The organism is Stenotrophomonas sp. AS1, from assembly GCF_048957655.1.
Lineage (GTDB): Bacteria > Pseudomonadota > Gammaproteobacteria > Xanthomonadales > Xanthomonadaceae > Stenotrophomonas > Stenotrophomonas bentonitica_A.
The window spans coordinates 248,697-271,137 of record NZ_JARVXM010000001.1; the positions used below are offsets into that span (position 1 = coordinate 248,697).

At 66.5% G+C, this 22,441-nt stretch carries 21 protein-coding genes and 1 pseudogene; all 22 read left to right on the top strand.

The features are described from left to right. The first annotated feature begins 23 nt into the window (after positions 1-23). A complete protein-coding gene (gene flgE / locus PV764_RS01065) occupies positions 24-1,247 on the top strand; it encodes a flagellar hook protein FlgE (RefSeq protein WP_019184778.1) in 1,224 nt (407 codons plus the stop codon). A 32-nt stretch (positions 1,248-1,279) separates the two neighbouring features. Next, the gene (locus PV764_RS01070; protein WP_019184779.1) at positions 1,280-2,035 is read left to right on the top strand and encodes a flagellar basal body rod protein FlgF; all 756 of its coding nucleotides are present in this window, start codon (positions 1,280-1,282) and stop codon (positions 2,033-2,035) included. A 105-nt stretch (positions 2,036-2,140) separates the two neighbouring features. Beyond that, complete coding sequence (flgG, locus tag PV764_RS01075; protein ID WP_019184780.1) at positions 2,141-2,926, top strand: flagellar basal-body rod protein FlgG; 786 nt, start codon at positions 2,141-2,143, stop codon at positions 2,924-2,926. A 22-nt stretch (positions 2,927-2,948) separates the two neighbouring features. After that, a complete protein-coding gene (gene flgH / locus PV764_RS01080; protein ID WP_266085194.1) occupies positions 2,949-3,641 on the top strand; it encodes a flagellar basal body L-ring protein FlgH in 693 nt (230 codons plus the stop codon). 217 nt (positions 3,642-3,858) lie between these two features. After that, positions 3,859-4,920: a flagellar basal body P-ring protein FlgI gene (locus PV764_RS01085; RefSeq protein WP_421116184.1), complete on the top strand. Its 1,062-nt coding sequence runs from the start codon at positions 3,859-3,861 to the stop codon at positions 4,918-4,920. A gap of 1 nt (position 4,921) precedes the next feature. Beyond that, a complete protein-coding gene (locus PV764_RS01090; protein WP_421116007.1) occupies positions 4,922-6,136 on the top strand; it encodes a glucosaminidase domain-containing protein in 1,215 nt (404 codons plus the stop codon). An 8-nt stretch (positions 6,137-6,144) separates the two neighbouring features. Further along, complete coding sequence (gene flgK / locus PV764_RS01095; RefSeq protein WP_421116008.1) at positions 6,145-8,025, top strand: flagellar hook-associated protein FlgK; 1,881 nt, start codon at positions 6,145-6,147, stop codon at positions 8,023-8,025. After that, positions 8,022-9,230, top strand: a complete 1,209-nt coding sequence (gene flgL / locus PV764_RS01100; protein ID WP_421116009.1) for a flagellar hook-associated protein FlgL — start codon at positions 8,022-8,024, stop codon at positions 9,228-9,230. Before flgK ends, flgL begins: the two co-directional genes overlap by 4 nt. Before the next feature lie 87 nt (positions 9,231-9,317). Next, complete coding sequence (locus PV764_RS01105) at positions 9,318-10,859, top strand: flagellin (RefSeq protein WP_399618124.1); 1,542 nt, start codon at positions 9,318-9,320, stop codon at positions 10,857-10,859. 223 nt (positions 10,860-11,082) lie between these two features. Continuing rightward, positions 11,083-11,730: pseudogene (locus tag PV764_RS01110) on the top strand (flagellin); the annotation flags it as partial. A gap of 198 nt (positions 11,731-11,928) precedes the next feature. Next, positions 11,929-12,609: a flagellin gene (locus tag PV764_RS01115; RefSeq protein WP_421116185.1), complete on the top strand. Its 681-nt coding sequence runs from the start codon at positions 11,929-11,931 to the stop codon at positions 12,607-12,609. 183 nt (positions 12,610-12,792) lie between these two features. Beyond that, a complete protein-coding gene (gene fliD / locus PV764_RS01120) occupies positions 12,793-14,133 on the top strand; it encodes a flagellar filament capping protein FliD (RefSeq protein WP_399618130.1) in 1,341 nt (446 codons plus the stop codon). A gap of 137 nt (positions 14,134-14,270) precedes the next feature. Then, a complete protein-coding gene (gene fliS, locus PV764_RS01125) occupies positions 14,271-14,690 on the top strand; it encodes a flagellar export chaperone FliS (RefSeq protein ID WP_019184789.1) in 420 nt (139 codons plus the stop codon). Beyond that, positions 14,687-14,974 (top strand): hypothetical protein, encoded by a 288-nt coding sequence (locus tag PV764_RS01130; RefSeq protein WP_399618134.1) that lies wholly within the window; start codon positions 14,687-14,689, stop codon positions 14,972-14,974. The genes fliS and PV764_RS01130 overlap by 4 nt, the downstream gene beginning before the upstream one ends. Beyond that, the gene (locus PV764_RS01135; protein ID WP_421116010.1) at positions 14,971-15,270 is read left to right on the top strand and encodes a hypothetical protein; all 300 of its coding nucleotides are present in this window, start codon (positions 14,971-14,973) and stop codon (positions 15,268-15,270) included. Before PV764_RS01130 ends, PV764_RS01135 begins: the two co-directional genes overlap by 4 nt. Further along, positions 15,267-15,848: a PilZ domain-containing protein gene (locus PV764_RS01140; RefSeq protein ID WP_019184792.1), complete on the top strand. Its 582-nt coding sequence runs from the start codon at positions 15,267-15,269 to the stop codon at positions 15,846-15,848. The genes PV764_RS01135 and PV764_RS01140 overlap by 4 nt, the downstream gene beginning before the upstream one ends. Positions 15,849-15,935: 87 nt before the next feature. Continuing rightward, on the top strand, positions 15,936-16,568 hold the full coding sequence (locus PV764_RS01145; protein ID WP_026070039.1) for a response regulator: 633 nt from the start codon (positions 15,936-15,938) through the stop codon (positions 16,566-16,568). A gap of 263 nt (positions 16,569-16,831) precedes the next feature. Beyond that, positions 16,832-18,244, top strand: a complete 1,413-nt coding sequence (gene rpoN, locus PV764_RS01150) for an RNA polymerase factor sigma-54 (protein ID WP_046274289.1) — start codon at positions 16,832-16,834, stop codon at positions 18,242-18,244. A gap of 14 nt (positions 18,245-18,258) precedes the next feature. After that, positions 18,259-18,636: a response regulator gene (locus tag PV764_RS01155; RefSeq protein WP_026070040.1), complete on the top strand. Its 378-nt coding sequence runs from the start codon at positions 18,259-18,261 to the stop codon at positions 18,634-18,636. Beyond that, positions 18,633-20,129, top strand: coding sequence for a sigma-54 dependent transcriptional regulator (locus PV764_RS01160; protein ID WP_421116011.1), 1,497 nt, complete (start codon positions 18,633-18,635; stop codon positions 20,127-20,129). Before PV764_RS01155 ends, PV764_RS01160 begins: the two co-directional genes overlap by 4 nt. Positions 20,130-20,412: 283 nt before the next feature. Beyond that, positions 20,413-20,775, top strand: a complete 363-nt coding sequence (fliE, locus tag PV764_RS01165) for a flagellar hook-basal body complex protein FliE (protein ID WP_019184797.1) — start codon at positions 20,413-20,415, stop codon at positions 20,773-20,775. A 12-nt stretch (positions 20,776-20,787) separates the two neighbouring features. Continuing rightward, the gene (gene fliF, locus PV764_RS01170) at positions 20,788-22,428 is read left to right on the top strand and encodes a flagellar basal-body MS-ring/collar protein FliF (RefSeq protein ID WP_019184798.1); all 1,641 of its coding nucleotides are present in this window, start codon (positions 20,788-20,790) and stop codon (positions 22,426-22,428) included. The last annotated feature ends 13 nt before the right edge of the window (positions 22,429-22,441 follow it).

The following is a 22,441-nucleotide window of genomic DNA, read 5'->3' on the forward strand; positions in this document are numbered from 1 at the left end:
ACCCGCATCCACAGGAGCATCCCATGGGCTTCAACGTCTCGTTGTCCGGCATCAACGCAGCCAATGCCGATCTGAACGTCACCGCGAACAACATCGCCAACGTCAACACCACCGGCTTCAAGCAGTCGCGCGCGGAGTTCGCCGATCTGTTCTCGGCCACCAGTTATGGCCTGTCAAAGAACGCGGTCGGTTCCGGCGTGCGGGTGACCAACGTGGCCCAGCAGTTCTCGCAGGGCAACAACGAACAGACCGGGCGCAGCCTGGACATGGCCATTTCCGGCGAAGGTTTCTTCACCCTGACCATGAACGGTGAGCGCGTGTACTCGCGCGCCGGCAATTTCCAGACCGACCAGGCCGGTTACGTGACCAACCCGCAGGGTGCGCGACTGCAGGTGTTCGCCCCGAATGCGGACGGCACCAACTTCGATGCCGGCCGCCTGACCGACCTGCAGCTGATGACCACCGACAGCCCGCCGCGGCAGACCGGCAAGGTCGATGTGAGCTTCACCCTGCCGGCCAACGCCAAGCAGCCGACGGTCGCCGCCTTCGACCCGACCGACTCCAACAGCTACAACCACTCCACCGGCGGCATCACCGTGTACGACTCGCTGGGCGTGAGCCACACCCAGACCTCCTACTTCGTGAAGACCGAAAACCCGAACGAGTGGCAGGTTTACAACTACGTGGACGGCAAGGCCGCTGGGACCCCGACCACGCTGCAGTTCTCCGACAGCGGTGCGTTGACCAGCCCGGCCGACGGCCAGATCGTCATGGATCCGTTCATCCCGACCACCGGCGCCGGCGTGCTGTCGATGTCGCTGAACCTGAGCGGCTCGACCCAGTACGGCGAGAAGTTCGCGCTGCGCAACACCCAGCAGGACGGCTATGCGGCAGGCAAGCTCAACGAGATCACCGTCTCCGAAGAGGGCATCGTCTACGCCCGCTACTCCAATGGCGATGACAAGGCGCTGGGCCAGGTCGCCCTGACCACCTTCAACAACGCACAGGGCCTGGAAGCCAAGGGCAACAACCTGTGGACGGAAAGCTTCGCCTCGGGCACGCCGCGTACCGGTGCGCCGGACAGCTCCAACCTGGGCAAGATCCAGGCCGGTTCGCTGGAGGCCTCCACGGTCGACCTGACCGAGCAGCTGGTCAACATGATCACCGCCCAGCGCAACTTCCAGGCCAACTCGCAGATGGTCTCCACGCAGGACCAGATCACCCAGACCATCATCAACCTGCGTTGATGAGCCACTGACCGCAACACGGGACTACACCGATGGACAAGGCACTCTACGTGGCGATGACCGGTGCACGCGCCTCCCTGCAGGCGCAGGGCACGCTGTCGCACAACCTGGCCAACACCGATACCCCCGGCTTCAAGGAGGCGCTCGCCAACACCGAGGCCTTCCCGATCAAGGGGACCGGCTATGCCTCGCGCGTGGATGCCCTGCACGTGGATGCCGGCTTCAACCGGCGCATGGGCGCCCAGCAGATCACCGGCAACCCGCTGGATCTGTCCCTGCAGGCCGGCAACTGGCTGGCCGTGCAGGCACCGGGCGCCAATGGCGGCGAGGCGTATACCCGCGGCGCGGCGCTGTCGATCACGCCCAATGGCCAACTGGTGACCGCCGGCGGCCATCCGGTACTGGATGAGAACGGCAACCCGATCGCGATCCCGCCGCACCAGGCGATGGACATCGGCAACGACGGCACGATCTCGATCATCCCGCTGGGCGAAGGCCCGCAGACGATGGCCAACATCGGCCGCATCCGCGTGGTGCAGGCCGACGACGCACGGCTGGAACGCGGCCTGGATGGGCTGATGCGCAACAACGACCCGCAGCAGCCCTTCGTGCAGGCCCAGGGCAAGTCGCTGGAAAGCGGCCAGCTGGAAGGCAGCAACGTCGATGCGGCCGGTGCGCTGGTGCAGATGATCCAGCTGCAGCGCCAGTACGAAATGCAGGTGAAGGTCATCAAGCACGGCGATGACAACGCACGCAGCGCCAACAGCCTGCTGCGCCTGGGCGGTTGACCGCGCGCCGTGACGTAATCCCGGCGCGGTTCTGGCACGCGCCATGCATTGCCCTTCGCAAGGGCCGCACCACGCGGCCACCCGCTACAACACAGGAATGACGCCATGAACCAGGCATTGTGGATCGCCAAGACCGGACTGGATGCGCAGCAGACGCGCATGTCGGTGGTTTCCAACAACCTCGCCAACACCAACACCACCGGTTTCAAGCAGGACCGTGCCAGTTTCGAAGACCTGCTGTACCAGCAGGTCCGTCAGCCGGGCGGTGCGTCCTCGGCGCAGACGCAGCTGCCCACCGGCCTGCAGATCGGCACCGGCGTGCGCGTGGTGGCCACCGCCAAGAACTTCGAGCAGGGCAGCCAGCAGCAGACCGGCCGCGCACTGGATGTGATGGTCAACGGCCGCGGGTTCTTTGAAGTGCAGATGCCGGACGGTTCTTCGGCCTATACCCGCGACGGCTCGTTCCAGCGCAACCAGGATGGCGAGCTGGTCACCAACAGCGGCTACCCGGTGCAGCCGGGCATCCAGATTCCCGAAGGCGCGCAGTCGCTGACCATCGGCACCGACGGCACGATCAGCGTGAAGATGGCCGACGACGCAGCCTCGGTGGAAATCGGCGCACTGACCCTGACCGACTTCGTCAACCCGGCCGGCCTGCAGGCCCGCGGTGAAAACCTGTTCCTGGAAACCACCGCCTCCGGCCCGGCGCAGAACGGCAATCCCGGCCTCAACGGCCTGGGCACCGTGGTGCAGGGTGCGCTGGAAGGCAGCAACGTCAACGTGGTGGAAGAGCTGGTCTCGATGATCGAAACCCAGCGCGCCTACGAAATGAACGCCAAGGCGATCTCCACCACCGACGCGATGCTCGGTTACCTCAACCAGAACGTCTGATCGGTCGACCCGGGAACCTGCCATGTCGCGTCTTGCCCCTACCCTCCGCCTGCTCGCCGCCGCCGTCCTCATCGCCACCCTCGGGGGCTGTGTGATCGCCGGTGATGTCCGCCCCTACCCGGCCATGGCGCCGGTGGAACCGATCATGCCGCCGTCGGCCCAGGCCACCGCCGGCGCGATCTACGCCGCCGGCCCGGGCCTGCAGCTGTATTCGGACCGCCGCGCCCGCGACGTCGGTGACCTGCTCACGATCACCCTGACCGAGAACACCACCGCGCAGACCACTGCCAACACCTCCACCTCGAAAGAGTCGGAGCTGAGCATCGGCACGCCGACGATCTTCGGTGCGCCGGTGACGCTGGGCGGCAAGGACATCCTCAGCGCCAGCGCCGCCGGCTCGCGCGACTTCACCGGCAAGGGCACCAGCGCGCAGAGCAACCGCCTGCAGGGCAGCGTGACCGTCACGGTGATCCAGCGCCTGCCCAACGGCAACCTGGTCGTGCAGGGCGCCAAGAACCTGCGCCTGAACCGGGGCGATGAGCTGGTGCAGGTGCAGGGCATCGTGCGCGCGGCGGACATCTTCCCGGACAACACCATTCCCTCCAGCCGCGTTGCCGATGCTCGGATCGTCTACGGCGGCCGCGGCGCGATCGCCCAATCCAACGCGATGGGCTGGCTGAGCCGCTTCTTCAACTCGGCGCTGGCGCCGTACTGAGCCTGACATGACCTCCCTCTTCTCCCTCATTTGCGCGAAGCGAAGCCCCGAGCGGTGCACCGAGGCGATGCGGTCGGCACTGGGCGCGTGGCGACGCGCCAAGCCCACCGGCGCCCATCGGTCATGGGGCGCGGCGTCGCTCTACACGTCGCAGCAACGACGCGTGGTGTCGCACGGCGCGACGCGTGCCGTGCTGGCGCTGCTGGCCGTGTTCGCGCTGGTCGCGCCCGCCTCCGCCGAACGCATCAAGGACCTGGCCCAGGTCGGCGGCGTGCGTGGCAACGCGCTGGTCGGCTACGGTCTGGTGGTCGGCCTGGATGGCAGCGGCGACCGCACCAGCCAGGCGCCCTTCACGGTGCAGAGCCTGAAGAACCTGCTGGGCGAGCTGGGCGTCAACGTGCCGGCCAACGTCAATCCGCAGTTGAAGAACGTGGCGGCCGTGGCCATCCATGCCGAGCTGCCGCCGTTCGCCAAGCCCGGCCAGCCGATCGACATCACCGTTTCCTCGGTAGGCAACGCGGTCTCGCTGCGCGGCGGTTCGCTGTTGATGGCGCCCCTGCGCGGCGCCGATGGGCAGGTCTACGCCATCGCCCAGGGCAACCTGATCGTGGGCGGCTTCGGTGCGCAGGGCAAGGATGGCTCGCGCGTTTCGGTCAACGTGCCCAGCGTCGGGCGTATTCCCAATGGCGCCACCGTCGAGCGTGCGCTGCCGGATGTCTTCAGCGGCGGTGGCGACATCACCCTGAACCTGCACAAGAACGACTTCACCACGGTCTCGCGGATGGTGGCGGCACTCAACAATGCCTTTGGTGAAGGCGCCGCGCGTGCGATCGATGGCGTCACCGTGGCGGTCAACGCGCCGTCCGACCCGGGCGCACGCATCGGCCTGCTGGCGCGCATCGAGAACCTGGAACTGACCCCCGGCAGTGCGCCGGCCAAGGTGGTGGTCAATTCGCGTACCGGCACAGTGGTGATCGGCGCGCAGGTGCGCGTGGGCGCCGCGGCGATCTCCCATGGCTCGCTGACCGTGACCATCAACGAGAACGCCAACGTCAGCCAGCCGGGCGCGTTCAGTGGCGGCCAGACCGTGGTGACGCCGCAGTCCACCATCACCGCTACCAACGATGGCAGCCGCATGTTCAAGTTCAACGGCGGCACCACCCTGGATGAAATCGTGCACGCGGTGAATGCCGTGGGCGCGGCCCCGGGCGATCTGATCGCCATCCTGGAAGCCCTCAAGCAGGCCGGCGCGCTCAGTGCCGAACTCGAGGTGATCTGACATGCGCATCCAACCGGCTCTGGAACTCAATCCCGCCCAGCCCAACAGCCCGGCCAAGGTCGACAAGGTCGCCCGCCAGCTGGAAGGCCAGTTCGCGCAGATGCTGATCAAGAGCATGCGCGAGGCGAGCTTTGGCGATTCGCTGTTCCCCGGCGAAAACACCATGTTCCGCGAGATGTACGACCAGAAGATCGCCGATGCGATGACCCGCGGCCGCGGCCTGGGGCTGTCGAGCATGATCGCGCGCCAGCTGGGCGGCGCCGAAGGCGAGGCGGCCAAGCCGGTCGACACCACGCTCAATCCGGCCGCGGCGCTGCGCGCCTACCGCCTCAATGCACCGGCCGCCGGCATGCCGCTGCCGGCCAGTGCCGCGCCACCCGCGCCGCGCGAGGTAGACCTGCTGCAGCAGTTGAACGGCGATGCACCGTCCGCCGTGCTGCAGCCGATGGAACGGGCGCTGGACCTGATCGCTGGCCGTGAAAGCAGCCAGATGCATGAGGCGATCGGCCGCAGCGATCCGTATGCGGCGGCTGCCGGGAGCGACCCAGCCAGCGCCGACTGGGCCATGGGCGATGACCGCTGGAGCGGTGTGACCCGCCCGGCGGCCAGCGGCCCCAACGCCGTCGACAACCTGGCCGCCTCCACCGCCGCGGCCGAACTGGGTCCGCATACCCCGGCCGGCTTCGTTGCCAGCATCTGGGGCCATGCACAACAGGCCGCGCGCGAACTGGGCGTGGATGCCAAGGCGCTGGTCGCCCAGGCCGCGCTGGAAACGGGCTGGGGCCGCAAACTGGTCCGCCGTAGTGGCGGTGACAGCTCGAACAATCTGTTCGGGATCAAGGCCAATGGCTGGCAGGGTGAACGTGCCACCAGCGGCACCCACGAGTACGTCAACGGCGTGCGCCGCAACGAGACGGCAAGCTTCCGCGCCTACAACTCGGTGGGCGAGAGCTTCGCCGACTACGTGCGCCTGCTCAAGACCAGCCCGCGCTACCAGAACGCCCTGCAGGCCGGCAGCGATGTGCGCAGCTTCGCGCAGGGCCTGCAGCGCGCCGGCTACGCCACTGACCCGACCTACGCGGCCAAGATCGCCGCGATCGCCGGCGGCCCGACCATCGAGCGCGCCGTTGCGGCGGTGAGCGATGCCGGCCAGCGCCTGGGCCGCACTTTTGCCAGCACCGCCAGCCCGACCGGGCTGGGTGTCATCCGTCGTTGAGGTAACCCATGTCCAGCGTACTCTCCACCGGCACCAGCGCCCTGCTCGCTTTCCAGCGGGCCCTGGCGACCACCAGCCACAACGTCGCCAACATCAAAACGCCTGGCTACAGCCGGCAGAAGGTGGACTTCGCCACCGCCAACCCGCAGAACTACGGGTATGGCGACGTCGGCAATGGCACCCGCATCACCGATGTCCGCCGCGTGGCGGACCAGCTGGCCATCTCGCGCCTGCTCGATGGCAGCGGTGAGCTGGCGCGCCTGAAGCAGTTGTCCACGATGGCCGACCGGGTCGATGCCATGTTCTCCGACGCCTCCACCAACGTGGCCGGGGTCTGGTCGAACTTCTTCGATTCGGTCAGCGGACTCTCATCCAACGCCTCGGGCAGCGCCGACCGGCAGAACGTGCTGGACAGCGGCAAGACGCTGGCCAACCGCTTCCAGCAGCTCAATACCCAGCTCAACAACCTCAATGGCGAGGTCAACAACGGCCTGATCGCCGGCGCCACCGAGATCAACCGGTTGGCCCAGGAGATCGCCCAGCTCAATGGTTCCATCGGCAGCAACGCAGCCACGGCGGCCCCGGACCTGCTCGATCGCCGTGACCAGCTGATCGCCAACCTGGTCGGCTACACCGGCGGCAATGCGGTGATGCAGGACGGCGGCATCATGAATGTCTACACCGCCGGCGGCCAGGCCCTGGTGGTCGGCACCACCGCCTCCAAGGTCACTACCGTGACCGATCCGTACCAGCCCGAGCGCCTGCAGCTGGCGCTGGAGAGCCAGGGTCAGAAGATCACCATTGATGGCAAGACGCTCGGTGGGCAGATCGGTGGCCTGCTGGAGTTCCGCAATACCGTGCTGACCCCGGCGCAGGCCGAGCTGGGCAAGCTGGCGATCGGCATGGCCAGCAGCTTCAACGATGTCCACCGCCAGGGCGCGGATCTGTACGGCAACATGGGCGGCGACTTCTTCACCATCGGCAACCCACGCATCACTGCCAACAGCAGCAACACCGGCACGGCCAGCATGAGCGCCAGCTTCGGCGACCTGTCCAAGCTGGATGGCCAGAACATCGTGATGAAGTTCGATGGCACCCAGTGGCAGGCCACCCGCGCCGACACCGGCGCCACGATCCCGATGACCGGCACCGGCACCGCAGCCGACCCGCTGGTGCTCAATGGCGTCAGCCTGGTCATGAGTGGTACGCCGGCCAAGGAGGACCGCTTCCTGCTGCAGCCCACCGCAGGCGTGGCCGGCAGCATGGAAGTGGCGATCACCGACACCTCGCGCATCGCCGCCGCCGCGCCGATCAAGGGCAGCGCCGCGATGGCCAACACCGGCACCGGCAAGCTCACCGGGGTCAAGGTGACCGATGCGGGCAACCCGGCGCTGCGTAATCCTGCGGCGATCGTGTTCACCAGTGCCACCGAATACACCATCGATGGCGTCGGCCCGAACACCTACACCGCCGGGCAGACCATCACCGCCAACGGCTGGAGCTTCGTGCTGGACGGCGCACCCAAGCAGGGGGACACCTTCACCATCGGGCCGACCCCGGCCGGCTCATCGGACAACAGCAATGCGCTGCTGCTGGCCAAGGTCGAAGATGCCAAAACGTTCAATGCAGGCACGGTGACGCTCAGCGGCGCGCTGGGCGGCTTGACCACCCAGGTCGGCGCCGCCGCCCGCTCGGCCGAGTACTCGCTGCAGGCCCAGCAGGTGATCACCGATCAGGCCCAGGCCGCACGCGACTCGATATCCGGCGTGAACCTGGATGAGGAAGCGGCCGACATGCTTCGCCTTCAACAGGCTTACCAGGCTGCATCGCAGCTGATCTCCACCGCCGACACCATGTTCCAGACGATCCTGGGAGCCGTACGCTCATGAACAACCGCATCTCCACCGGCATGATGTTCAACCAGTCGGTTTCGCTGATGCTGGCCAAGCAGGCCAAGCTGAACCATCTGGAGAACCAGATCGCCACCGGGAGCAAGATCGTCTCCGCCAAGGACGACCCGGTCTCGGCCGGCGCTGCGGTCGGCCTGGATCGTGTCGTCGCCGGGCTGGAGCAGTTGGGCAAGAACGCCAACAACGTCCAGAACCGCCTCGGCATGCAGGAGAACGCGTTGGCGCAGGTCAACGACCTGATGTCGCGCGCGGTCGAGCTGAGCATCCAGGCCAACAGCCCGGTGCCCAAGAGCAGCGACCTGAAGGCCATCGTCAGCGAGCTGAAGACCATCCAGCAGAGCCTGTTGTCGCTGGCCAATTCCAAGGACGGCAGTGGCCGCTACCTCTTCGGCGGAAACAACGATGCTGACTCCCCCTTCCTGCTCACCGGCGGCAGTGTCAGCTACACCGGTGACCAGAGCCAGCGACAGGTGGAGGTCGCCCCCGGGCAACTGGTATCCGATGCCCTGCCCGGCAGCGACATCTTCATGCGCATCCGCACCGGCGATGGCACGGTGGATGCCAGTGCGAGCGCCGCCAACACCGGCAGCGGTCTGCTGACCTCGGTCAGTCGCGACGGCACCGGCGCGTGGGCAGGCGGTTCGCTGACCGTGCACTTCACCGATGCCGGTGAGGGCGCCTACGAGGTTCTGGACGCCGGCGGCGCCGTGGTCGGCACTGGCACGCATGCTGCCGGGGAAGACATCGTGGTCGCCGGTGTTCGTCTTCGTATCGAAGGCAAGCCCGCCGCCGGCGATGCGTTCAACGTCGGCGATGCGGAGACACGCGACATCTTCTCCACCCTGGACAAGCTGGTCAGCGCGCTGGAAACCGATCCGTCGACCGACAGCGATCGCGCGGCACTGCAGAACACCCTGCAGTCCAGCATCCGCGACATCACCCGCGCATCGGAAAACATGATCGATGCGCGTGCCAAAGGCGGAGCCCAGCTGGCCGCCATCGACAGCGCGGCCAGTGCGCGTGAATCCACCGCTGTCACCGTCAAATCCACGCTGTCGACCATGCGTGACCTCGACTACGCCGATGCCATCGGCCAGTACAAGCTGGAGAGCGCCGCTCTCCAGGCTGCGCAGACCATTTTCAGCCAGATGCAATCGATGTCCCTCTTCAACATGATCCGCTGATCCCTCCTTCCCTTCATCTGAATCCACGCAGGGCGCATCCCGCGCCAGATCCACCCGACCCGAATCGAGCACCCACGGAGACGCAACATGGCACAGATCATCAACACCAACACGATGTCGCTGAATGCTCAGCGCAACCTGACCACCAGCAGCAACTCGCTGGCCACCTCCATCCAGCGCCTGTCGTCCGGCCTGCGCATCAACAGCGCCAAGGATGACGCGGCCGGCCTGGCGATCTCCGAGCGCTTCACCACCCAGATCCGTGGCCTGAACCAGGCTGCCCGCAACGCCAACGACGGCATTTCGCTGGCGCAGACTGCTGAAGGCGCGCTGGGCGAAGTCGGCAACAACCTGCAGCGCATCCGCGAGCTGGCCGTGCAGGCCCGCAGCGCGACCAACTCCTCTTCCGATCGCCAGGCGCTGAATGCCGAAGTGCAGTTGCTGAAGCAGGAAATCCAGCGCGTGGCCGAACAGACCACGTTCAACGGCACGAATCTGCTCGACGGCAGCTTCACCAACCAGGCCTTCCAGATCGGTGCCGATCAGGGCCAGACGATCAGCATTTCGCAGATCGCCAATGCGAATGTACATAAGCTGGGCAGCTGGACCAGTGCCTCGACGAACGCCTCTGCTCAGGGCGTCATGCCGGACGGTGGTGCCGTCAAGGCGGAAGCGTCCATCTCGGCAGTGTCCGGCGTCTTCCAACCGGTCGCTGCGGGTGGTACGGACGCGTACAACCTTACTGTCGGCGGCGTAGAGATCCTGGGCCGCGCAGCCGGCACTGCTGTCTCGGCGGGTGAAATGCAGACGGCGATCGACGCCAAGACTGAGCAGCTCAAGGCCGCCGGCATCACCGTTACGGGTACCGTCACGGGTGGGGATATCCAGTTCAGCCGCGCAGATGGCGGCAACTTCACCATTACCCAGACCGGCGGCGGCTTCGACGGCGCCGCTTTTGCAGCCGCCGTCAACAACGGTATCGAAGCCACACCGGCAACCTTTGGCAAGACCAGCTTCACCATCACCGGCACCGTGAACGGCGCCCCGGGTCAGGCAGTGACCATTGACCTGGACAGTGCCAAGACCGCCGCAGAGCGCTCGACTCAGATGGTCAACGCCATCAATGCCAAGACCCATGAAACCGGCGTAAGCGCGTCGCTGGTGGATGGGGCGCTGAAGCTGACGTCGAAGGACGAGAACTTCACCGTCGGTGCCATCGGCACGGACCAGACCGCGGCTGCGGCCGCGTTGGCGCAGCAGACCGGCCTGACCGCCGGTGCCACCACCAACTACGCCGCCGGCACTGCGCAGGTTGGCTTCGCCGAGTTGGACATTTCCAACCAGGAGAACGCTGACAACGCCATCCTCGCGATGGACGCTGCGTTGAATTCCATCAACTCGGCCCGCGCCGACCTGGGCGCGATCCAGAACCGATTCACCTCGACCATCGCCAACCTGAACACGACCTCGGAAAACCTTTCCGCCGCGCGCAGCCGTATCCGCGACGTGGACTACGCGCAGGAAACCGCCGAGCTGACCCGCGGCCAGATCCTGCAGCAGGCGGGTACGGCCATGCTGGCCCAGGCCAACCAGGTGCCGCAGAACGTGTTGCGACTGCTGCAGTCGTAAGCCGCCGCCGGTAACAAGCTCTGAACGGGCCCCGCCATGCAGATGGCGGGGCCTTTTCGTTGCCCGCCACGAAAAAAACGGGAAAGACCGCTAAAGGCAGGGCGTGGGGTGCCGTTATTGATTTCAGCAGCGGTAGCACACCCCTTGGTGGGGCGCCAGCCACTGCCCCCCGAAACCGGTCAGGCTGCTCTGCCGGACACACTGCCAACAAGGAAACCGCACCATGGCACAAGTCATCAACACCAACACCATGTCGCTGAACGCCCAGCGCAACCTGAGCACCAGCGGCACCAACCTGGCCACCACGATCCAGCGCCTGTCCTCCGGCCTGCGCATCAACAGCGCCAAGGATGACGCGGCCGGCCTGGCCATTTCCGAGCGCTTCAGCACCCAGATCCGCGGCGCCAACCAGGCCGCCCGCAACGCCAACGACGGCATCTCGCTGGCCCAGACCGCCGAAGGCGCGCTGGGTGAAATCGGCAACAACCTGCAGCGCGTCCGTGAGCTGGCCGTGCAGTCGCGCAGCGCCACCAACTCGGATTCGGACCGCCAGGCGCTGAACGCTGAAGTCCAGCTGCTGAAGCAGGAAATCCAGCGCGTCGCCGAACAGACCAACTTCAACGGCACCAGCCTGCTGAACGGCAAGTTCACCAACCAGGCCTTCCAGATCGGCGCCGACCAGGGCCAGACGATCAACATCTCGCAGATCGCCAACGCCAACATCAGCAAGCTGGGTAACTGGACGACCGCCTCCCAGGCAGCAACTGCGACCGGCGTCGTGCCGGTTGGCGGTGCGACTGCGGGCACCCCTAACGCCACTGCCGCTACGGTCGCGGTCGCCGATTTTGATGCGCCGTCCGGCACCTTTGCATATGCCAGCTCCACCCTCACCGTGAACGGCACCGACGTGACGGTCGCCGCAGCCAGCGGCACCGACGAAGCCACCGCCCGCGTAGACCTGCTCGCCAAGACGGCCGCTGCCATCAACGGCAACGCGACCCTTGCTGCTGCCGGCATCACGATGGACGGCACCTCGGGCGTCGTGTCCAACGCGGGCGCTGGCTTCACCATGACCGGTGGCAACCTCACTGCTGACAAGACGGTGGCCGCTGCTACTGAACTGCCGGCCGCCGCCGACTTCTCGACCGGCGTCACCGCTGGCCAGCTGCAGATCAGCAAGAGCGATGGTTCGGGCTTCGTCGACATCACCGTCGGTGGCGCAAAGACCGCTGGCGATCGCAGCACCGCCCTGGTCAATGCCATCAATGCAAAGACCCACGAAACCGGCGTCACCGCATCGCTGGTGGAAGGCAAGCTGCAGCTGACCTCGGAGAAGGCTGACTTCGAAGTGAAGAGCAGCCTTGACGCCGATGCGCTGAAGGATGCGACCGGCCTGGCCGAAACCACCGCCAAGTTCACCGCCGGCAAGGCCGCTGAAGGCTTCGCCGACCTGGACATCTCCTCGGTCAACGGTGCCGACAACGCCATCCTGGCGATGGACGCCGCCCTGAACTCGATCAACTCCTCGCGAGCAGACCTGGGCGCCATCCAGAACCGCTTCACCTCGGTGGTTGCGAACCTGAACACCTCGTCGGAGAACATGTCCGCCGCCCGTAGCCGTATCCGCGACGTGGACTACGCTTCGGAAACCGCCGAGCTGACCCGCAACCAGATCCTGCAGCAGGCCGGTACCGCCATGCTGGCCCAGGCCAACCAGTCCAGCCAGAACGTGCTGAGCCTGCTGCGCTGATCCAGCAGTAGTACCTTGCAATAACGGGAGGGGGGCGAAAGCCCCCTTCTTCGTGTCCGGAGCAAACGTGGCACGGAGCTTGCAGCACGCAGGGATGCGCCCAGGCGCTCAAGCTAGTCCATCAACAGCCGATAGCAGATGCAGGACATCCGCACGGCCCGCCCCAGAACAAGGATCCCCTTCATGGCCCTCGGCACGATTGGCTCCGGCCTCGACATTCCCTCCCTGGTTTCACAGCTGGTCGCCAAGGAGCGCGAACCCCGGGAAAAGCAGATCAATACCGCCGGCGTGGCCGCCAGCGCCAAACTCTCGGCGCTGGGCACCATCAAGAGCGGCATGACCGGTCTGCAGACGGCGCTGACAACGCTGACAAAGGGCATGGCCACCCCCGGGCTGAAGACCAGCACGCCGACCGAGTCCAACTTCACCGCTGCATTGGATACCAGCACCACCGCTGGAAAAGCGGCAGCGGGCACCCACCAGGTGGAAGTCAAATCCCTGGCACAGAACCAGAAGCTGAGTTCGAAGGCCTATGAGAAAGAAGCGGTCGTCGGTGACGGTACGCTGACGATCGGCTATGGCGACAAGAGCATCAGTGTCACCATCGAAGCGGGCGCAACGCTGGCCAAGATCGCGGCCGAGATCAATTCCGCCGCCGCCAGCAAGGGCGTGACCGCGGCGGTCGTCACCGCCGACGATGGCGAGCACCTGGTGCTGACGGCGGTGGACGCCGGCACCAAGGGTGCCCTCAAGGTCAGCGCCAGCGGCGGCAACGGCGGGCTTGCGGCGCTGCAGTACGACGGTACCGATGCCTCGACGATGGACGTGATGGTCGAAGCCAAGGATGCGGTGGTGGTGGTGGACGGGTTCACCCGGACCAGCAGTTCCAACACCATTACCGATCTGGTGCCCGGCGTCAGCCTGACCTTGACCAAGGCCAAAGAGGGCGAGACCCAGACGCTGACCATCAGCCCGGACAACAGCACGCTCAAGACCAACCTCAACGCATTCATCACCGCCTACAATTCCATCCAGTCCACGCTGAAGAATTCCAGCGCCTACAACGCCGAAACCGGCACCGCCTCGACCATGACCGGCGATGCGATGGTGCGCGGCCTGCAGCAGCAGCTGCGCGGGCAGATAAGCGCGAACGTCAACGACCTGAAGGCGCTGGGCGTGACCATCGCCGCCGATGGCACCCTGAGCCTCAACTCGACCACGCTCGATACGGCGTTGACCAAGAATCCCGAGGCCGCAACGAAACTGTTCGGGGCCGATGGCGCCATGGGCAAGCCGATGACCGAGCTGCTCAAGAGCAATCTCGATGCGACCACGGGCACCATCACCCAGCGCACCAGCTCGCTCAACAAACAGATCAAGGCGCTGGAAAAGCAACTGGACGACCTGGATGCGCGAATGGAAAAAGTCTCCGATCGCTACACCAAGCAGTTCACCGCCATGGAATCGCTGGTCACCCAGATGCAATCGGCCAGCAGCTCGCTGGCCTCGCAGCTGACCAGCTGATCCGCCCCGCCTTCCCCCTTTGCATACGGCAGCCTCAAGTCGGCGGCCGTATGCGCCGATAACCCAGTAAGACCTGTGCCACGCTGCGTCAACCGCGCAGGTACTCCGGCACGCAGGCAACTCAGGAGAGTCCATACATGTACGGTCCCAATCGGCAGTTCGCCGAGCAGTACCGCAAAGTCGGCGTCACCACTTCAGTGGTCGATGCCGATCCGCACAAGCTCGTCGCCCTGCTGCTGGCTGGCGCCTGCGAGCGTATCCGTACGGCCGAAGCATCGCTGCAGCGCAATGACCAGCCGCGCAAGGGCAAGGCGATCGGCGAAGCCTGCGCCATCGTCGGGCACCTCAATGGTTCGCTGGATCATGAGGCCGGCGGAGAGATCGCGGCCAACCTTTCGGCACTCTACGATTTCATCATCATGCGCCTGACCGAGGCCAACCTGCACAACGATCCAACGGCGTTGAAAGAGGCCCTTGGACTGGTGATGGAAATCGACTCGGCGTGGAACGCCATTCCGGCTGACCACCGGCAGGTGCGGCCGGTTGCTGCGCCATGAACCTGCGCCCGCTCCACGACACTCTGGATACCCTGGAAGCTGCATTGCCCAGCGGCGACCACGAAGCCAGCCAACGCTTGATGACCGACCATCTGCAGGCGGTTGCGGCGCTGTCACTGGTGGTTGAACGCCCGACTGATGCTGCGATCCAGGCGTTGCGCGACCATCAGCAGCGCGTGCTTTCGCGCATGGTCCAGCTGCGCGACGAAGCTGCCGTGCAGTTGCAGCACAGCGGTCGCTCCCTCCGCGCCGCCCACGCCTACCTGCAGGCAGAGGCACTGTGATCGCCTCGCTCGGCTCGATCAACGCACGGCTGGATGCACTGGAAGCGGCCCTGCAGGATGAGAACCTGGTCGAAGCGGGTCGCCAGCTGGATGCCCTCGATGCCGCCCAGCGCAATTATCTGGCCGGTCCATCAGCCCTGTTCGACGTGCCGGGGCTGGCTTCACTACAGGCACGCCAGCAGCGCATCATGCTGTTCATGATGCGACAGCGCGAGGGAACCAGCCGCTCTGGCCGTGACCATCGCCACCCACCCCGCGCCACACAGGCGCGCCTTTGCGCAGAATCCCTGTCATGAACGAGCTTCGCACCAGCGCCATCCATCACCCGGCCGAAAGCGAGCTGTTCGATGAGACGCTGAGCTGCGAAGTGGCGCTGCCGGCCGAGTTCCGGATCGGCAGCGCAGTGATCCGCCCCGGCACGGCCGAGACCCTGCTGCGCAGCGTGGCGCTGGTGGAGGATGCCCGCGGCGATGACGGGCATGACGACCGCAGCGATGCCACCCTGCAGGTGCAGCGCCTGGAAGCCAAGCTCGATCTGGTCATGGTGCTGCTGGGCCGCCTGGTCCGGCAGAGTGCGCAGGACCTGCCACTGCGCCCCCTGCGCTGGTCACGCCGTGGCATCCGCCTGGAACAGGGCAGCCGCAGCGGCGCCGCGCCGGGCAGCATGGGCGTCATCCGCCTGCAGCCCTGCGATTGGCTGCCCGACCATATCGACCTGCCCGTGGTGATCGTGGCCGAAGCGGCCAATGGCTCCGGCGCGCACTATCTGTGGCTGCGTTTCGAAGGGCTCAGCGATGCGCTGGAGATGGCCCTGGAGCGGCATCTGTTCCGGCTGCACCGTCGCCAGATCGCAGAAGCACGTCGCCTGCGTTGACCGTACGGCCCCGACTGTGACGCATTCGGCTTGGCGGTAGGCCTTCACTCCGTTAAGGTGACGGCCTCCCCGCTCCCCAAGCAGCCTGTGCGCGTTCTCATCGTCGATGATCACACCCTGGTCCGTGCCGGCCTCAGCCGTCTGCTGCAGGGCTTTGCCGACGTCGAGGTCATCGCCGAGGCCAGCAACGCCGAGCAGGCGCTGCAGCTGAGCGTGCAGCATTCCCCGGATGTCGTCCTGATGGACCTGTCCCTGCCCGGCCGTACCGGGCTGGAGGCCCTGAGCGACATTCTCCTGCGGACGCCCGGCTCGCGCGTGGTGATGATGACCATGCACGACGATGCCGTGCACGTTCGCGATGCGCTGGATCGTGGCGCGGTCGGCTTCGTGGTCAAGGATGCCGCGCCGCAGGAACTGGAACTGGCGTTGCGCGCCGCGCATGCCGGCCAGGTGTTCCTGAGCCCGCAGATCTCGGCCAAGATGCTCGCCCCCATGCTGGGCAGGGAAAAACCAGTTGGAGTCGCAGCCCTGTCTCCACGGCAGCGCGAGATCCTGCGCCGTATCGGCAAGGGCGAGAGCAACAAGGAAATCGCCGCGGACCTGGGCATCAGCGTCAAGACGGTGGAAACCCATCGCGCCCGGATGATGGAATCGCTGGGCTGCCGCCGCGCCAATGACCTGGTGCTGCTCGCTGCCCGGCACCAGCACGAGCTGGAGTGATCAGCGCCGGTTCTCCGGCACACACGGCTTCCCCGACACGCAGGGTGACGGATTTTTGAAGCCCGGCCGGCAGGCTGGGCACGGAAAGACAAGGCCTCCGCGCCAACGCCCGTCAAAATACCGCGCCGATGTCGGGATATCCCCTACACGCTGTCAGGCATTTGACGACCCGACTCAGGAACCTCCTGATTCCCGGTGTACGGGAACACAAGCAAGATGTGTTCCATAACGCACCGGGGAGTCGGTGCGAACGGGGAACCACCTTGAAAGCCTCCATGTCGACCCAGATGGGTCAGCAGCTTCACCTCACCCCTCAACTCCTGCAGTCCATCCGTCTGCTGCAGCTGGACGGCATGCAGCTGGAACTGGAAATCCGCCGCGCGTTGGAGACCAACCCGCTGCTGGAACTGGAAGAGGCGCCGGAACCGGTCGCTGCCGACACCGATCCGGCCAGCACCACCCAGGACGTGGCCGCCTTCGATGAACTGCCGGAATCCTCCCTCTGGGATGTGCCCGGTGCCGGCTGGCAGGACGGCGACGATGACCGCATGCAGCGCGTGGCGGCCGGCGAGTCGTCTGATCCGCAGCTGCGCGCCCTGCAGCGCCTGGCGATGGAAATGGATGCCCGCGAGCTGGCCGTGGCCGGTTTCTGGCTGGAGCACTGCGACGACGCCGGCTATCTGGATGCCCCGCTCGCCCAGCTGACCCTGCTGGCCAGTGCGCGCTGCGATGTGGATGCGGCCGGCGTGGAAGCGGTGCGCCAGCAGATCCTGCACGGCGATCCGGTCGGCCTGGCCGCCCAGGACCTGCATGAATGCCTGAGCGTGCAGCTGCGCTGCCTGCCCGGCCGTGTGCCGGCCCGCCACCTCGCCCAGCGTGTGCTCGACGACGGCCTGGCCGCGCTGGCCGCACACGATTACCCGGCCCTGGCCAAGCAGCTGGATGCCGAAGTCGCCGACATCCATGAAGCCGTCCGCCTGATCCTCTCGCTGCAGCCGCGCCCGGGTGAGAGCCTGCTGCCGGACAGCAACGGGGTAGTGATCCCGGACGTGGTCGCCTGGCACGCCGATGGCCAGTGGCGCGTCGCACTCAACCCGGCCACCAGCCGCCGCCTCAGCATCAACCCGCAGTACGAGCAGGCGCTGGCCGAGACCAGCGACGCCGCACAGCCGCTGCGCGACATGATGCAGGAGGCCCGCTGGCTGACCCGCGGTCTGTCGATGCGCTACGACACGCTGCTGCGCACCGCGCGGGTGATCATCGAGCGCCAGGCCGGCTTCCTGACCCGTGGCGAAGAAGCCATGGCACCGCTCACGCTGAAGGAAGTGGCCGACGAAATCGGCATGCACGAGTCCACCGTCTCGCGCATCACCACCGGCAAGTACCTGCAGACCCCGCGCGGCACGCTGGAACTGAAGCACTTCTTCGCGGTGCGCCTGGAAGGTGCCAGTGTCTCCGGCCAGGCCGTGAAAGCGATGGTGCGCCGCCTGATCGAGTCCGAACCGGCCGCCCGGCCGCTGGCCGACGAAGCGATCGCCGGCCTGCTCTCGCGCCAAGGGGTGAACATCGCCCGCCGTACCGTTGCAAAATATCGCGAACAACTGGACATCGCCCCGGCGCGCGAACGCCGCCGCAGCCATGCCAGCACCCCGCACCTCCTGGCCCGGGTGGGCTGAAGGAAATGGAAGACATGAACAAGCTCACCGTCCTGCTGGTCGACGACCACGAAGGTTTCATCAACGCCGCCATGCGCCACTTCCGCAAGGTCGACTGGCTCGATGTGATCGGCAGCGCTGCCAATGGCCTGGAAGCGATCGAACGCTCCGAGTCGCTGCGCCCGAAGGTGGTGCTGATGGACCTGGCCATGCCGGAGATGGGCGGCCTGCAGGCCACCCGCCTGATCAAATCGCAGGATGACGCGCCCTACATCGTCATCGCCAGCCACTTCGATGACGCCGAACACCGCGAGCATGCCCTGCGCGCCGGTGCCGACAACTTCGTCAGCAAGCTGTCCTACATCCAGGAAGTGATGCCGATCCTGGAAGGCCTGAAGGGGAACGGATCATGAGCGAATCCCGCATCCTGGTACTGGACAACGACGCCGTGCGCGCCGAGCGCACCGTCGCCCTGCTGGAGTTCATGGACTTCAACCCGCGCTGGGTGGCCGACGCCAACGATTTCGACATCACCCGCCACCGCCCCAACGACTGGATGGCCGCGATCATCGGTGGCCTGGACGGTTCCGAGCGAAGCGATGCGCTGTTTGCCTGGCTGGGCAAGGGCGCGCTGCCGCCGCCGGTCATGCTGATCGACGGCGACACCACCGCTTTCGCCCAGCAGTACGGCCTGCACGAAGCCAATGTGTGGCCGCTGGAAGCGCCGCTGCGCCATGCACAGATGGAAGGCCTGCTGCGTCGCGCCAGCCTCAAGCGCCTGGATGCCGAGCACCAGGCCGGCGCCGTGCAGGAACAGGGGCCGACCGGTGAAGGCGCGGCGGTCACCCAGCTGCGCCGGATGATCGAGCAGGTGGCCGCGTTCGACACCACCGTGCTGGTGCTGGGTGAATCGGGCACCGGCAAGGAAGTGGTCTCGCGCTCCATCCACCAGCGCTCGCCGCGTCGCGATGGTCCGTTCGTGGCGATCAACTGCGGCGCGATTCCGCCGGATCTGCTGGAAAGCGAGCTGTTCGGTCACGAAAAGGGCGCCTTCACTGGCGCGCTGAGCGCACGCAAGGGCCGTTTCGAGATGGCCGAAGGTGGCACCCTGCTGCTCGATGAAATCGGCGACATGAGCCTGCCGATGCAGGTCAAGCTGCTGCGTGTGCTGCAGGAGCGCAGCTTCGAGCGCGTGGGTGGCAACCAGACCATCCGCTGCAACGTGCGCGTGATCGCTGCGACCCACCGCGATCTGGAATCGCGCATCGCCGACGGCAAGTTCCGCGAGGATCTGTTCTATCGCCTCAACGTGTTCCCCATCGATGTGCCCGCCCTGCGCGAGCGCAGCGAAGACCTGCCCGCGCTGGTCACCACCATTGCCGGGCAGCTGGCCCGTACCGGCCGCGGTGAAGTGCGTTTCACCGGCGAAGCCCTGCAGGCGCTGGCCGCCTACGAGTGGCCGGGCAATGTGCGCGAGCTGACCAACCTGGTGGAACGCCTGGCCGTGCTGCACCCCAGCGGCAACGTGCGCGTGCAGGATCTGCCGGCCCGCTATCGCGGCGACTTCGCTGCTGCCGCACCCGTGCCCGCGGCAGCAGCGCCGGCCCAGGCCGATGAACGGCTGGACCTGCGCAGCTTCTCCTTCCACACCCCGGGTGCACCGGGCAGCACGGCTACGGACAAAGGCACCGGCCCGGTCGCCCGCGCCCCGGCCCTGCCCGATGACGGCCTGGATCTGCGCAACCACATGGCCAGCATCGAGTTGAACCTGATCAACGAAGCGCTGGAGCGCACCCAGGGCGTCGTCGCCCATGCCGCCCAGCTGCTCGGCCTGCGCCGCACCACCCTGGTGGAAAAGCTGCGCAAGTACGGGATCGAACGCGACCAGACCGAACTGGCCGGCTGAGCGGGCCGGCACGCGGAAACCAGACGCCCGGGCATGTCCCGGGCTTTTTTGTTGCCACGACCGTCCGCCCCGCCGGTTTTCCGGCGTCGACTCTCCGGCACGGCGCGGCTTCACCCCGCCGCATGGGCACGCCGTCGCCCAAACAGGTCAGGCCGCCACGCGCTTGGGGGCTGCGTGACGCGCAACCCCGCGCCACCGTTACAAAACTGAATCACTCATCCATTTCGGCACGGCACTTGCAACGTCTCCCGGTGTAACCCACCCCTGCTTCGGAACGTTCCAGATGTCGCACTCCGTCACCTCGATCCTTTCTCAGATCCGCACCTTCCAGACCCAGATGGGGCAGCCCGCCGTCAGCCCACTGACGGAGCTGCCGCGCAGCAATGCCATCCAGGGTCTGGTGTCCCCCCAAGAGATCCAGGGCCCGAGCTTCACCGAAACGCTGCGCGGCGCCATCGCCGGCGTCAACGATGCGCAACAGAAATCCGGCGCCCTGGCCAGATCCTTCGAACTGGGTGAACCCGGTGCGGACCTGGCCAAGGTCATGGTCGCCTCGCAGCAGTCCCAGATCGCCTTCCGCGCCACCGTGGAAGTCCGCAACCGTCTCGTCCAGGCTTACCAGGACGTGATGAACATGCCGCTGTAAGGATAGAAACGCATGGCCCTGTCGCTCTCCAAGGAATCGCTGAACACCGAAAAGGCTGGGCAGTGGTTCGACCGGCTGCAAAGCCTGCAGATCACCCGTCGGCTCGGCCTGATGGCAATGATCGCCGTGGCCGTGGCGGCGGGCCTGTTCGTGTTCTTCTGGTCCCAGAAGCCGGGCATGGTGCCGCTGTACACCGGGCTGGACCAGAAGGCCACGGCCGAGGCCACCGACCTGCTGCGCGCGGCACAGATTCCGTTCCAGCTGGACCCCGCCACCGGCGGCATCACCGTGCCGGAAAAGAACCTGCACGATGCGCGCCTGAAGCTGGCCGGCTCCGGCCTGACCGACAGCGGCCGCCTTGGCTTTGAGCTGATGGAGCGCGACCCGGGCTTCGGCGTCAGCCAGTTCATGGAGAACGCGCGCTACCAGCACTCGCTGGAAACCGAGCTGTCGCGCACGATCAATACGCTGCGCCCGGTCCGTGATTCGCGCGTGCACCTGGCCATCCCCAAGCCCAGCGCCTTCACTCGCCAGCGCGACGTGGCCAGTGCCTCGGTGGTGCTGGAACTGCGCGGTGGCCAGCAGCTCGAACGCGGCCAGATCGATGCGATCGTGCACATGGTCGCCGCCAGCATCCCGGACCTGGCGCCCGAGCGCGTTACCGTCGTTGACCAGAGCGGGCGCATGCTCAGCGTCTCCGACCCGAACAGCGAAGCGGCCATGAATGCCGCCCAGTTCGAACAGGTGCGCCGCCAGGAAACCTCGTTCAACCAGCGCATCCGCGAGCTGCTCGAGCCGATGACCGGCCCGGGCCGGGTCAATCCGGAAGTCAGCGTGGACATGGATTTTTCGGTGATCGAAGAAGCCCGTGAGCTTTACAACGGCGAGCCGCAGAAGCTGCGCAGCGAGCAGATGAGCGAAAACAGCAGCAACGTGCCCGGCCCGCAGGGCGTGCCCGGCGCCGCCAGCAACACCCCGCCCGGCCCGGCGGCCGCCCCGGCCACCGCGCAGGCACCGACGGAAACCTCCAAGAACGCCACCCGCAACTACGAGCTGGACCGCACTCTGCAGCACACCCGCCAACCGGCCGGTCGCATCAAGCGCGTGTCGGTGGCGGTGCTGGTGGACAACGTGCCGCGCGCCGGGGCCAACGGCAAGATGACCGACCAGGCCCTCTCCGCGGCCGAACTGACCCGCGTTGAAGCGCTGGTCAAGCAGGCGGTCGGCTTCGATGCCGAGCGTGGCGACACGGTCTCGGTGATGAATGCCCCGTTCGTGCGTGAGGTCACCCCGGTCGAAGGGCCGAAGTGGTGGGAGCTGCCGCAGGTACAGGATGCACTGCGTCTGCTGCTCGGCGCGATCGTGGTGCTGGCCCTGGTGTTCGGCGTGCTGCGCCCGGCGCTACGCTCGATCACCGGTCAGACCAAGCCCAAGGACGACGCGCTGGAACCCCACAGTGCCGATGTGCAGCTGGTCGATGACGGCGAGGGCCTGCCCGCGATCGGCAGCGAACGCCTGCATGCGGCCGGACATGAACCGCTGGCTTTGCCGGTGGACTCCTACGAGGAACGACTGCGCATGGCGCGTGAAGCTGTAAAGACCGATTCCAAGCGCGTGGCCCAGGTGGTCAAGGGCTGGGTGGCCAATGATTGATGCACCTCCCCCG